Genomic DNA, 12,859 nt, shown 5'->3' on the forward strand with positions numbered 1-12,859 from the left:
GCAATAAAAAAACTCTTTGTGCCTGTGCACAAAGAGTCCTACACTTTCGTATGCCAAATTTGACATATGAAAGCCAAGACCCTTTGGCAGCCTCACAGGACTACATTTAAAAGGGCTTTACTTATCGTATATGCTTACTCGATCTTGTTGATCTGTCTCTTGCAAATCAACTTCGATACGCTCTTCACTTGATGTTGGAATGTTCTTCCCTACATAATCAGCGCGAATTGGTAATTCGCGATGACCTCTATCAACAAGAACCGCCAATTGGATTTGAGATGGTCTACCTAAATCCATAAGAGCATCCATTGCTGCTCGAACTGTTCTTCCTGTATATAATACGTCATCCACAAGGATAACTTTCTTCTTCGTAATATCTACAGGGATATCAGAACCTTTTACAAGTGGTTCTTTATTTTTCGATTGTAGTGTTAAATCATCACGATATAACGTAATGTCTAACTCTCCAACTTCCATTTCTTTTCCTTCAATTTGACCAATTCGTTCTGCCAAACGTTGTGCAATAAAAATTCCACGAGTTTTAATTCCGACAAGAACACAATTATCGACACCTTTATTTCGTTCCACGATTTCATGACTAATTCGTGTTAAAGCGCGGCGAATCATTTGGTCATCTAAAACGACAGCTTTCTCTTGCATGCTCTACACCTCCAAGCTTTTTTCTTGCGTGAGAGTAATGGTATAAAAAAAGTCCTCTCAGCGTGTGCGAGAGGACTTTTGAAAAAAGGGTACAACATACCCTAAGTATTTCAAACCGTTACCTTCTCAACCTCACGGGGCTGTGTTAAAGGATCATTATTTAACTGTTGTCAGTATCTCAGTTTTCTTATGATTTGTCAATACTATTTTCGTAAAATATTTAATACGTCTTCAAACACTTCTGGAATCGGTGCCTCAAACTGAATATATTCACCAGTACGAGGATGATCAAAGCCTAAAATACCCGCATGAAGTGCTTGTCCATTCATATCTAACGTTTTCTTCGGACCATACTTCGGATCTCCTGCAAGTGGATAGCCAATATATTTCATATGAACACGAATTTGGTGCGTACGTCCCGTTTCTAAGCGACATTCTACAAGCGTAAAGTCTTTAAAGCGTTCTAACACTTGGAAGTGCGTAACAGCGTTCTTACCATTTTCATCAACTGTCATACTTTGACGCTCTTTCTTATCACGAGCAATCGGAGCATCAATCGTTCCCTTATCATGCGGAATCACACCGTGTACAATCGCTTTGTAACGTCTCGTTACTGTTTTTGCTACAAGCTGATTTACAAGCGATTCATGTGCCATATCATTTTTAGCAACCATTAATAGTCCAGATGTATCTTTATCAATACGATGCACGATACCTGGGCGCATTACACCGTTAATGCCTGATAAGTCTGTACAATGGTGCATAAGGCCGTTTACAAGTGTACCACTTGTATGCCCTGGTGCTGGATGTACAACCATACCACGTGGCTTATTTACAACAAGCACATCTGCATCTTCATAATAAATTTCTAAATTTAAATCCTCTGGTTGAATATCTAACTCTTCTGGTTCAGGAATTGTTACTGTAATTTCATCTTCTTCTTTTACTTTATAATTCCCTTTTACCGCTTTTCCGTTTACTGTCACAACGTCACCTTTAATCCATTGCTGCACTTGCGTACGTGACCATTCGTTATTTATCCCTGCAACGAATTTATCAATTCGCTCGTTTTTTTGCTCTGCTGCAACTGTTACTTGTACTACTTCACTCATTCAATTACTCCTTCGCTTTCTTGCCTTCTAATAATGTTTGAATAATAATTAATACAACACCAATACATAATGCTGAATCAGCTATATTGAATACTGGATAGTTGTACGAGAAAATATACACGTGAATGAAATCCACTACTTCTTGTCTAAATACACGATCAATAAAGTTACCAATTGCCCCGCCCAAAATTAGGCTTAACGAAATACCTAGAAGCTTGTCTGTTTTCGCATACTTTTTCATATAAAATACAATAAACACTACAAAAACAACTGTAATAATGTAGAAGAACCACATTTTATTTTCTAAAATACCCCAAGCAGCGCCTCTATTTCGATGTGATGTTATGTATAATACATTGTCGATAATCGGAATACTCGTACCCAATTCCATGTTCTTTACAATTAACCACTTCGATATTTGATCGATAGCAATGACGAATAACGCTATTACATAATATATCATTTTCATTTCCCCCACAAAGACAGTGTACCTCAAAATTTTAGCATAGCTGCTACCTTTTCACAATGAACCTTTATAGAAGAATAAAATAAATTTAAAAAAGGTAATATAATATCGTTGTGCGTATTCATACATTTACCTTTTCGTAGAAGAATTCATGAATCGTACGGGCAGTCGGCATTGTCTTCATTTGCTTTGTCGAAATTAATCTCCCTGTCTCTTCACAAATACCATACATGTCTATTTCCATTTTAAATAATGCGCGTTCTACATCCTTTAAATCCTCTTTTATATCATGTAATAGCAATTTTTTCTTTATCTCTTCCTTAATTTCATATCCAAGCTCTTGGCTGAACTCGACATCATATTTGTGCATTACTTCTTTAGCTAGTCTCTCTTGCAACTCTTTTCTCATCAATTGCAATTCTTCTTTTATTTCCATGTAAATTTCATTCACGTGTACATTCCTCCTAGCTGTAATGTACAGTTAGTGTGTCCGAAATTTATTTGCTTACCTCACACACATTTTTCCTTCACAGGAAAGAGTCTGAAAGTGATCTTGATATGCCATCAACAAAAAAACTGACCGCATCAATAGCAGTCAGTTTTTTATTATTTTACATAGTTTTCTTTAACAACTGTTGCACAACGCTCACATAATGTTTCATGTTCAGCATCTTTACCAATTGTTTCTGAAACTACCCAACAACGTTCACATGTTTCACCAGTTGCTTGAACAACAACAACCGCTGTATGTTCATACTTCGGTGCATCTGCTGGCGCTTCATCCATCATACCACCAAGTTTATACTCAGAAACGATGAATAATTGCTTTAAGTCTTCGCTAATAGACTCTAACATAGCTTTCATTTCTGCAGTTGGATATAGCGTAATGCTTGCATTTAATGACTTACCGATTACTTTTTCATTACGAGCTACTTCTAGTGCTTTTAACACGTCATCACGTAATGTCATAAATGCATCCCATTTTGTTTTTAACGCTTCCGCGTCATCTAATTGTACAGCTTCTGGCATATCAGTTAATTGTACACTTTCTTCTGTTACGCCTGGAATATATGGCCATACTTCATCAGCTGTGTGCGGTAAGATTGGTGTTACAAGTTTCGTTAACGCAACAAGAACATCATATAATACAGTTTGAATTGCACGACGATCTTCGTGGTTTGCACCTTCAATGTATAAAATGTCTTTTGCAAAGTCTAAGTAGAATGAACTTAAATCAATTGTACAGAAGTTATGAATTGCATGATACACAGCAGCGAAGTCGTATGTCTCATATGCTTCTTTAACTTTTGTAATTAAGTCATTTAATTTTACTAACATGTAACGATCTACTTCACGAAGTTCAGCTACAGCTACTGCATTTTCACTTGGCTTAAAGTCGTCTAAGTTTCCTAATAAGAAACGGAATGTGTTACGGATTTTACGATACACTTCTGCTACTTGTTTTAAAATATCATCTGAAATACGTACGTCAGATTGATAGTCAACAGAAGATACCCATAAGCGTAAAATGTCTCCGCCTAATTGATCCATGATTTTCTTCGGTACGACGATGTTTCCAATCGACTTACTCATTTTACGTCCTTCACCATCTAGTACGAAACCGTGGCTTAGTACGCCTTTATATGGAGCTTTACCTGTTACAGCAACTGCTGTTGATAATGAAGAGTTAAACCAACCACGATACTGGTCAGATCCTTCTAAATATAAATCAGCTGGACGCTGTAAATCTTCGCGCTCTTCTAATACCGCTTGGTGAGAAGAACCTGAATCGAACCATACATCCATGATGTCTGTTTCTTTACGGAATTCGCCATTTGGGCTACCTGGATGTGTAAATCCTTCTGGTAATAGATCTTTCGCTTCACGCTCGAACCATACGTTAGAACCGTGTTCACGGAATAAATCTGCTACATGGTTAATTGTTTCATCCGTAATAATTGGATCACCATTCTCAGCATAGAATACCGGAATTGGCACACCCCATGCACGCTGACGAGAAATACACCAGTCACCACGGTCACGAACCATATTATGAAGACGAGTTTCTCCCCATGCTGGTACCCATTTTGTTTCTGCTACAGCTTCTATTAATTCTTTACGGAATGCTTCAATAGATGCAAACCACTGTGCTGTCGCACGGAAAATAATTGGTTTTTTCGTTCTCCAATCATGTGGGTATGAATGTGTAATGAATGTTAGTTTCAGTAACGCGCCTACTTCTTCTAATTTTTCTGTAATTGGTTTGTTAGCTTTATCATAGAATAAGCCTTCAAATCCAGGTGCCTCATTTGTTAATACACCTTTATCATCGACTGGGCAAAGTACTTCTAATCCATACTTTTTACCAACAACGAAGTCATCTTCCCCGTGTCCTGGTGCTGTATGAACACAACCTGTACCTGCATCTGTTGTTACGTGATCTCCTAGCATAACTAATGAATCACGATTGTAGAATGGATGTTTTGCAACTGTATACTCAAGTTCGCTACCTTTTACTGTTTTCACAACTTCAGCATTTTCCCACTCTAACGTTTTTGCAACTGTCTCAAACAGCTCAGAAGCAATGATATATTTCTCATCATTTACTTTTACAATGCTATATTCAAGCTCTGGATGAACAGAAATACCTAAGTTTGCAGGTAATGTCCAAGGTGTTGTTGTCCAAATGATGTACTTTTCATCACCTTCTAATACGTTCTTTCCATCTTTTACAGGGAATGCTACGTAAATAGATGCTGATTTTTTATCTTGATATTCAATTTCAGCTTCCGCTAAAGCAGATTCACTCGTTGGAGACCAGTAAACTGGTTTTTGACCTTTATAGATATAACCTTTTTTCGCCATGTCACCAAACACTTTAATTTGTTGTGCTTCATAAGCTGGCTCTAAAGTAATATATGGATTATCCCAATCTGCACGTACACCTAGACGCTTAAATTGTTCACGTTGACGTTCTACTTGTTCATATGCATACTCTGCACATAACTTACGGAACTCAGCAACTGTCATTTCTTTACGTTTTACACCTTTATTTGTTAAAGCTTGTTCAATTGGTAAACCGTGCGTATCCCATCCTGGAACATATGGCGCACTAAAACCACTCATTGATTTATAACGAACAATAAAGTCTTTTAATACTTTATTTAATGCATGTCCCATATGAATGTCACCATTCGCATATGGAGGTCCATCATGCAATACAAATAAAGGACGACCTTTTGTATGTTCTTGTACTTTTTCGTAAATATTCATTTCAGCCCATTTTTCTTGCATTGCAGGCTCACGTTTTGGTAAATTCCCACGCATTGGGAACTCAGTTTTTGGCATCAGTAATGTATTTTTGTACTCCATGCTCAATTCCTCCTTACATGTATAAAAGAAATACTTAAAAAACGGAATAAAAAAGAGACCTTCTCATCCCAAAAAGGGACGAGAAAGTCTCCCGCGGTACCACCCTAGTAGATCATATACATATGTATAGAATCCTCTTTATATTCTTAACGCGAATACACGCCTACGCTTACTCTATTTGTTCAGCGCGGAACTCCAGGGTGATATTCCCACTATCTCCTTATCCTGAGCTTACACCATCCTCAGTTCGCTATATAAGGTTTGAAAAGGTACTTATCCCTATCTTCGTTTTTCTTAATAAATATGTTGTTTAAAATTATATGTAATAATGAGAAAAACGTCAAGCTTACACTGTTTCTTCTTTTTTCAACAGTTCATCTACTTCGTCTTCTAATTCAATTAGTTTATCCCAATCATCGTTGTTTAACATCTCAAGCTGTGTTTCTAATAACATACGGAAACGAGTTCGGAATACTTTCGCTTGTTTCTTTAGCTCTTCAATATCAAAAGCAACTTTTCTTGATTTTACTAATGCTTCGTTAATAATACGATCAGCATTCTTTTCAGCTTCACGCACAATTAATTTCGCTTCTTTTTGCGCATTACGTTTTACTTCTTCCGCTGCTTCTTGTGCAACAACGATAGATTTGTTTAACGTATCTTCAATATTAGAGAAATGATCTAACTTCCCTTCTAACTGCGCAACTTTTTCTTCTAAAGCTTTTTTCTCACGAATGACCAATTCATAATCTTTGATAATTTGATCAAGAAACTCATTTACTTGATCTTCATCATAGCCACGGAATCCGCGACCAAATTCTTTGTTATGAATATCTAATGGTGTTAACGGCACAACGCCACCTCCAAGTAGTTATCTAAATTTCCTCTTTCAATTATATCTTTTCTTCGACAAAATAGGAGGATTTCCTTCTAAAAAACCAATCATTTTAGTATACCATACAAAATTCTCCATTTGTCGCGTTTTGTTCTACCTTCTACAGAAAATAATTTACTTCGGCCATATCCTCTAACAGAAAAAACATCTCCTGGATAACATTCATAAGAAGTTTGCTCCACTGTTTTCCAATTGACTTTTACTAAACCATTTTTTATGAAAGGTTGTACTTTCTGTCTAGATAAATGTAACATTTCAGCTAACATAACATCTAAACGAAGTGAAGAAACCGTTCCAGATTTCTCTCCCCACGTTTCATGTATCTGTAGAATTTGTTCTCCATGCACTGACGCTAAAGAGACTTTTACTTTCCCTATTGATTGTAAGTTCATCTCAATATACGATACAATTTCTTTCGCAACTACAATTTGGGCACGATTTTCTTGCAGCAAAATATCACCACATTTTTCTCTTGTTAAACCAAGAGACATAAATGTACCTAATATTTGCCTATGTTCTAGCGTATAAAACTTGGAAGGATAGTCAATTTCTAATACTTCTACTTGAAATTCTTCTTCATTTAATTCTAGATAGTCTGGATAAATAAGTGCTCTTTTACGCTCTGCATTAGGCGTTGCACCACCAAATTGCACAGCAACATCACCTTGTCCTATTACCATAGAAACAATTTGTTGTTGCCTAGGATCGAGAAAATCCGTTAACTTCACTTGATGGTACTCCGCCGCTCGCTTCCACTCTAGCACTTTATCCACAAAGACCTCCTCATCAGGCCTAAAATGTTCGTAGATGCTCATGTATTTACCTTCTTACTATAAGAAATAGCTTAATAAACTGAACAAACCAGTTTTAGCAAGTTTCAACGCAAAGATCGCAACGATTGGAGAAATATCAATCATTCCAAGCGGCGGAATAAAGCGGCGGAACGGTTCTAAATACGGTTCACAAATACGTGCCAGGAACTCTCCAAAAGATGATTCCTTCGCACCAGGAAACCATGATAGGAGAATGTAAATAATAAGTGCCCACGAGTAAATCTCGATAGCATAACTTAACACTATAAAAACTGTTGTCATGGCGTATTACCACCTCTTTATATTTGTTTCTTCTTCTTCACCGAATAACTCTGAAATCGCACCAACAATATCTACATTTTCAGGTGTACACATAAATGTTTTCGGCCCTATTTTTTGAATGTCCCCGCCTATAGCGTATACAGTACCACTTAAAAAGTCAACGATACGTACCGCTTGATCAGTAGACATTCTCTGCAAATTAATTACAACAGCTCGTCTACCTTTTAAGTGGTCCGCAATCCCTTGTGCTTCCGAATATGTGCGTGGTTCTAATAAAACAACTTTTGAAGATTGTTTTGCTGTTTCAATACTCACAACATTTTGCTTCGGTTGCGCTTTCGGAAACGTAACGTCTTGTTGTTCTGGTGGATCTTGCTGCTTTTTCATGTCTGTTTGCTCCTTTTCATAACCATATTGAGCTGCTTCTTTTTCTTCCGGTGTATCAAAAAAGAAGTATTTTACTTTTGACCAACTCATAATAAGATTCTCCTTCCTTTTACGCTTTTCCTACTAAAATCGTTCCCAAACGAATATATGTAGCCCCTTCTTCAATTGCAATCTTGTAATCGTTGGACATTCCCATTGATAATTCTTTACATGGCGCATGTAATAACTCTAGCTCCTGCACCTCTGTTTGCAGCATACGTAATTCCTTAAAACAGCGTCTGATTTCTTCCTCTTCTTCTGTAAATGGAGCCATCGTCATTAGTCCAACCACTTCAATTTTATCGAATTCTTGCAAACTTTGAATAAAAGAAACAACCTCTTCTATTGCCAATCCTTGCTTCGATTCTTCAGATGAGGTTTTCACTTGAATAAAGCATTTCACTTTCTTATCAGCACGTTTCTGAATTTCTTTCGCCAGTGAAAGACGATCTAACGAATGTAAATAATCAATTTCATTAATGATTTCTTTTACTTTTCTCGTTTGTAATGAGCCAATAAAGTGCCAATTAACTTTTGAACCGAAATGCTCGTATTTCTGTAAGAAACCTTCATTTCTATTTTCACCTAAATCGATAACTCCAGCTTCAATTACTTCGTTTGTTTTTTCAATCCCTACAGTTTTTGTAACTGCAACAAGTTTAATATCTTGCAACGAACGTCCAGCTCGAGCGCAAGATTCTTTAATAGCTTCGTTTACAATTACTAAATTTTCTTGTACTGTCACTTGCTTTCTTCCTCCTTAAAACCTATGAAACTCAACATTCTTCCTGTCTTACCTTGATCACGACGATGAGAGAAAAATAGTTGCTCTTCACAGCTTGTACAAAGAGATGACATTACAATATGCTCTTCTTTTATGCCTGCTTGTACACATAATATACGATTAATTTCTTTTAAATTAATTGCGTACTGCCCGTCAGAAATTTTTTGATGAGGAACAGCACCCCTAACTACTTCCTGTGCTGCTGTTAATACACGATCATCCACAACATAACAACAAGATCCGATCGACGGCCCAATTGCAACATGAATTTCATCACTTGAAATACCTTCTGCATTCCACTTTTGAATCATTTCCTTTGCAATCTCTTGTACAGTACCTTTCCATCCAGCATGCGCAAGTCCTATCATACCATGTGATGGTGCATAAAAATAGAGCGGAACACAATCCGCGTAACAAGACGTTAACAGAACATCTTCATTGCTCGTATAAATGCCATCTGTTTTTGAAATGCCGTCCTCATATGAATAGACACCACTTCCCTTTTCCTGTTGCCCTACTTTTTCAACATGATGAGCATGAACTTGTTCAGAGCAAATCCAGTTTTCTAATGGTTTTTGTAACTTATTTGCTAAAATGCGTCTGTTTTCATGAACGTTCTCCACGATATCATTCACATGTAATCCTAAATTCATCGCATGAAAGGAGCCCGTACTTATCCCACCATCTTTTGTCGTAAATCCAGCAGTAATGTTTCCAAGTTCTTTCCACGCTTGTAAATACAGTATACCGTCCACATATTTAAATGGTTCTCTCATAATAAAGCGGCTCCTTTTAATTAAAATAACAGAAAAAAGCATGGTACTTCCTGTCTATTTTACCATACTTTTATTTTTTCATAATCCTAACAGAAAAAAAAGAGGAATTTGTAATATTCTTTATGAAATTGTCGGTGTTTGTATTGATTCTGTTACAGAATTAACAGGATTTACTCTTACAAGTATGACATCTTCCCCAATTTTCACAATTTCCTTCCAAGGAATTACAATCTCAACATCTTTTCCAAAAATACCTAGCATACGTGTCTGTTTGGAAATAATAACAGAACAAATTTTCCCTGTGTTCATATCAATTTCAATATCTCCAATATTCCCAATCCTTTTTCCATCTGAAATATTTATAACATCCTTCATCTGTAACTCTGAAATTCGTATCACCATTTTCATCCTCTCCCTTATATGACAAATTGGAAACTGTTTCTCATATTTACAGGAAGCCACCTATACGAAATTATATGAACACTAATCCCCTACTATGAGCACAAACCATATTACATATAAAAAGGTCTCACCATAATTGGTGAGACCTTATCCTTGAATCGTTTTATTCATTTGTTTAATGGCTGACTTCTCTAAACGTGATACTTGCGCTTGGGAAATCCCAATTTCTTCTGCAACTTCCATCTGTGTCTTTCCTTGGAAGAAACGTTTTCTAATAATCATTTTCTCTCTATCATTTAAACGCTTCATTCCTTCTTTCAATGCTAATTCTTCAACCCACTGCTCGTCCTTTTGTTTTTCATCACTTAACTGATCCATAACAAAGATAGGATCTCCCCCATCATTATAAATCGGTTCAAATAATGAGACTGGATCTTGAATTGCATCTAAAGCAAATACTATCTCTTCATGAGTTACTTCTAGCACTTTTGCAATATCCATTGCTGTTGGTTCTTTTGAATTTTCTGCAATCAACTTTTCTCTTACTTGCAAAGCTTTATACGCAATATCTCGCAATGAGCGCGATACGCGAATCGGATTATTATCACGCAAATATCTGCGTATTTCCCCAATAATCATCGGCACAGCATACGTTGAAAATTTTACATTTTGGCCTAAATCAAAATTATCAATTGATTTCATAAGTCCGATGCAACCAACTTGAAATAAATCGTCAACATATTCTCCTCTGTTATTAAATCTTTGGATGACGCTCAGTACAAGACGTAAGTTTCCATTCACTAATTTTTCTCTTGCGCTTATCTCTCCACTTTGCATTTCACGAAATAATTTACGCATCTCTTCATTTTTTAATACTGGAAGTTTAGCTGTATCAACACCGCAAATTTCTACTTTGTTTCTCGTCAAAGTGTTCCCTCCTATCGGGAGTTGCTGTACAGTGTAAAGTATTTCCTTTGAAGGGGATTTTATGCATGTGGTTTTTTCACGATTTGTTATTTAAATTATCTTTCCTAATACAACTAAATAGAATAAGACCAGCCTACATAACGGCTGGTCTTATTCTTTACACCATTTTATTAAATTCTTTTCGTAATCTTTTTATAATTCTTTTTTCTAAACGCGAAATGTATGACTGTGAAATCCCAAGCATATCAGCCACATCTTTTTGCGTCTTTTCCTCTCCTCCAGCAAGCCCAAACCGAAGTTCCATAATTTGTTTTTCACGATCATTTAATTGGTGTAATGCTTTCATTAAAAGGTGACGATCTACAGTAGCTTCTAAATCTTTTGTAATAATATCATCATCTGTACCTAACACGTCAGACAATAACAGTTCATTCCCATCCCAATCAATGTTTAGTGGTTCATCAAAAGAAACTTCCGAACGATTTTTGTTATTTCGACGTAAATGCATTAAAATTTCATTTTCTATACAACGCGATGCATATGTTGCTAATTTTATTTTCTTTTCTGGATTAAATGTATTTACCGCTTTAATAAGGCCGATTGTTCCGATACTAATCAAATCTTCAATATTTATCCCTGTATTTTCAAACTTTCTTGCTATATATACAACGAGCCTTAAGTTACGTTCAATAAGTAATGACCTTGCTGCCTGATCTCCTTTTGGCAATTTATTCAAAAGAACTTCCTCTTCTTCTTTTGTTAACGGTGGTGGCAACGCTTCACTTCCACCAATATAATAAATTTCATCGGTCTTAATTCCTAATTTCAGCAATACTTTATACCAAAGGTATACTAAATAAAATTTTAATTTCATCATATTATCCCGCCTCTCATTATTAAGCGATTACCATTTTTTGCGAAATTAACATTTTTGGATGCACAATACATTGATACTCCCCATTAGTAGACAGCTGTTGTGTATTTAATCCAATTAATACTTTGTTTACAACAATAGAACTACCTTCATGGTCAACTTGCACACTGTCAGGCTTAATTGCCCACAAAAATTGACTCTCTACTCCTACTGCACGGAAAGGAATTAAGCGTAATTTTGTCGCCCAACCAGAATCATTTTCTGGTATTTGAGGAATTTCTGTTTTGGAATAAATTTGTTCTGTTAACCAAGATGGTAAGCAATGTTCTAATGATGAAACATGCATAATCATAACGGGTGTTTTTGTTAATGGGTCATAAAGTTGGTTCCCACTGTCAATAAGACCTGCCAGTTCTAGTTCTTCTTCTGCTAATTGAATTTTTACTTTCACAATTTGATCATAGTGTATTTTCGTGACCTCTACGCTTTCAATACGCTTTTTAGAAAAATAATAAATTACTGGAAAACCAAAAATAACAAATAACCAACTAATTGGATCACCGTAAGAAATTGACTGAGATTGAACCAATCCATTTACCATTTCATTCGTTTGCAAAAAGAAATGAGTTCCAATTAATCCTCCGCCAACCATAAAGGTTACAAAGTAAAAAGTAAAAACAGTTTGTGCATAATTTCTAAATGTTGTAAACCCAAATGCTGTATACACAATAAGTAATGAGTACAGTAGTTTCATAATTGGATGTGTCATCATAGAAGCAAAAGGAGTAAAGGCAAAAATAACAATAGTTGAACCTATAAATGCCCCTAACACAAGCCTCCATTTTTTGATTTTCTTTTTTAACACGGTAGCTGTTAATAAAAGCAAAAGAAAATCAATGCAGGCGTTTAACAACCAAACAACGTCGGCGTAAACAACCAAACAATTCACCTCTTTTTTCAAGTTGAGACTAGTATAATGCATATCCAATAGGAAAGTGTGTCAATTTGCGGAGGTGTTTTTTTGTTATTTTGTGATTTCTAGACATAATCTGTCGGTAAAAAATAAAAGTA

The 12,859-nt window shown here is 36.0% G+C and carries 15 protein-coding genes and 1 other annotated feature; all 15 genes read right to left on the reverse strand.

Translation table 11 applies throughout. The features are described from left to right. Positions 1-117: 117 nt before the first annotated feature. Entirely contained in the window at positions 118-660 is a 543-nt protein-coding gene (gene pyrR / locus MKY21_RS19595; protein WP_001156491.1) for a bifunctional pyrimidine operon transcriptional regulator/uracil phosphoribosyltransferase, read from the reverse strand. Positions 661-863: 203 nt separating this feature from the next. Further along, a complete protein-coding gene (locus MKY21_RS19600) occupies positions 864-1,772 on the reverse strand; it encodes an RluA family pseudouridine synthase (RefSeq protein ID WP_341077210.1) in 909 nt (302 codons plus the stop codon). 4 nt (positions 1,773-1,776) lie between these two features. Then, the gene (lspA, locus tag MKY21_RS19605; RefSeq protein WP_000642184.1) at positions 1,777-2,235 is read right to left on the reverse strand and encodes a lipoprotein signal peptidase LspA; all 459 of its coding nucleotides are present in this window, start codon (positions 2,233-2,235) and stop codon (positions 1,777-1,779) included. Between the two features lie 124 nt (positions 2,236-2,359). Beyond that, complete coding sequence (locus MKY21_RS19610) at positions 2,360-2,689, reverse strand: molecular chaperone DnaK (protein ID WP_001002956.1); 330 nt, start codon at positions 2,687-2,689, stop codon at positions 2,360-2,362. Between the two features lie 155 nt (positions 2,690-2,844). After that, positions 2,845-5,610, reverse strand: coding sequence for an isoleucine--tRNA ligase (gene ileS2, locus MKY21_RS19615; RefSeq protein WP_000455920.1), 2,766 nt, complete (start codon positions 5,608-5,610; stop codon positions 2,845-2,847). Positions 5,611-5,681: 71 nt separating this feature from the next. Then, positions 5,682-5,905 (reverse strand) — a binding site (T-box leader). A gap of 51 nt (positions 5,906-5,956) precedes the next feature. Then, positions 5,957-6,463 carry a septum site-determining protein DivIVA gene (gene divIVA / locus MKY21_RS19620; protein WP_001131611.1) on the reverse strand — a complete coding sequence of 169 codons (507 nt, stop codon included), beginning with the start codon at positions 6,461-6,463 and terminating at the stop codon, positions 5,957-5,959. Positions 6,464-6,552: 89 nt separating this feature from the next. Beyond that, positions 6,553-7,320 (reverse strand): YlmH family RNA-binding protein, encoded by a 768-nt coding sequence (locus tag MKY21_RS19625; protein WP_016118557.1) that lies wholly within the window; start codon positions 7,318-7,320, stop codon positions 6,553-6,555. 15 nt (positions 7,321-7,335) lie between these two features. After that, positions 7,336-7,599, reverse strand: coding sequence for a YggT family protein (locus MKY21_RS19630; RefSeq protein ID WP_000214233.1), 264 nt, complete (start codon positions 7,597-7,599; stop codon positions 7,336-7,338). Between the two features lie 6 nt (positions 7,600-7,605). Continuing rightward, positions 7,606-8,076, reverse strand: coding sequence for a cell division protein SepF (locus MKY21_RS19635; RefSeq protein ID WP_000119129.1), 471 nt, complete (start codon positions 8,074-8,076; stop codon positions 7,606-7,608). A gap of 19 nt (positions 8,077-8,095) precedes the next feature. Further along, entirely contained in the window at positions 8,096-8,770 is a 675-nt protein-coding gene (locus MKY21_RS19640; RefSeq protein ID WP_000218007.1) for a YggS family pyridoxal phosphate-dependent enzyme, read from the reverse strand. Further along, a complete protein-coding gene (gene pgeF / locus MKY21_RS19645; RefSeq protein ID WP_001209006.1) occupies positions 8,767-9,585 on the reverse strand; it encodes a peptidoglycan editing factor PgeF in 819 nt (272 codons plus the stop codon). Before pgeF ends, MKY21_RS19640 begins: the two co-directional genes overlap by 4 nt. A 120-nt stretch (positions 9,586-9,705) precedes the next feature. Beyond that, complete coding sequence (locus MKY21_RS19650) at positions 9,706-9,987, reverse strand: YlmC/YmxH family sporulation protein (protein ID WP_000236745.1); 282 nt, start codon at positions 9,985-9,987, stop codon at positions 9,706-9,708. Positions 9,988-10,134: 147 nt separating this feature from the next. Further along, the gene (sigG, locus tag MKY21_RS19655; protein WP_000197755.1) at positions 10,135-10,914 is read right to left on the reverse strand and encodes an RNA polymerase sporulation sigma factor SigG; all 780 of its coding nucleotides are present in this window, start codon (positions 10,912-10,914) and stop codon (positions 10,135-10,137) included. A gap of 157 nt (positions 10,915-11,071) precedes the next feature. Further along, the gene (gene sigE / locus MKY21_RS19660; protein ID WP_000976948.1) at positions 11,072-11,791 is read right to left on the reverse strand and encodes an RNA polymerase sporulation sigma factor SigE; all 720 of its coding nucleotides are present in this window, start codon (positions 11,789-11,791) and stop codon (positions 11,072-11,074) included. A gap of 19 nt (positions 11,792-11,810) precedes the next feature. Continuing rightward, a complete protein-coding gene (spoIIGA, locus tag MKY21_RS19665; protein WP_000261970.1) occupies positions 11,811-12,728 on the reverse strand; it encodes a sigma-E processing peptidase SpoIIGA in 918 nt (305 codons plus the stop codon). Between the last annotated feature and the right edge of the window lie 131 nt (positions 12,729-12,859).

Source organism: Bacillus sp. FSL R9-9497 (assembly GCF_038005805.1).
Lineage (GTDB): Bacteria > Bacillota > Bacilli > Bacillales > Bacillaceae_G > Bacillus_A > Bacillus_A cereus.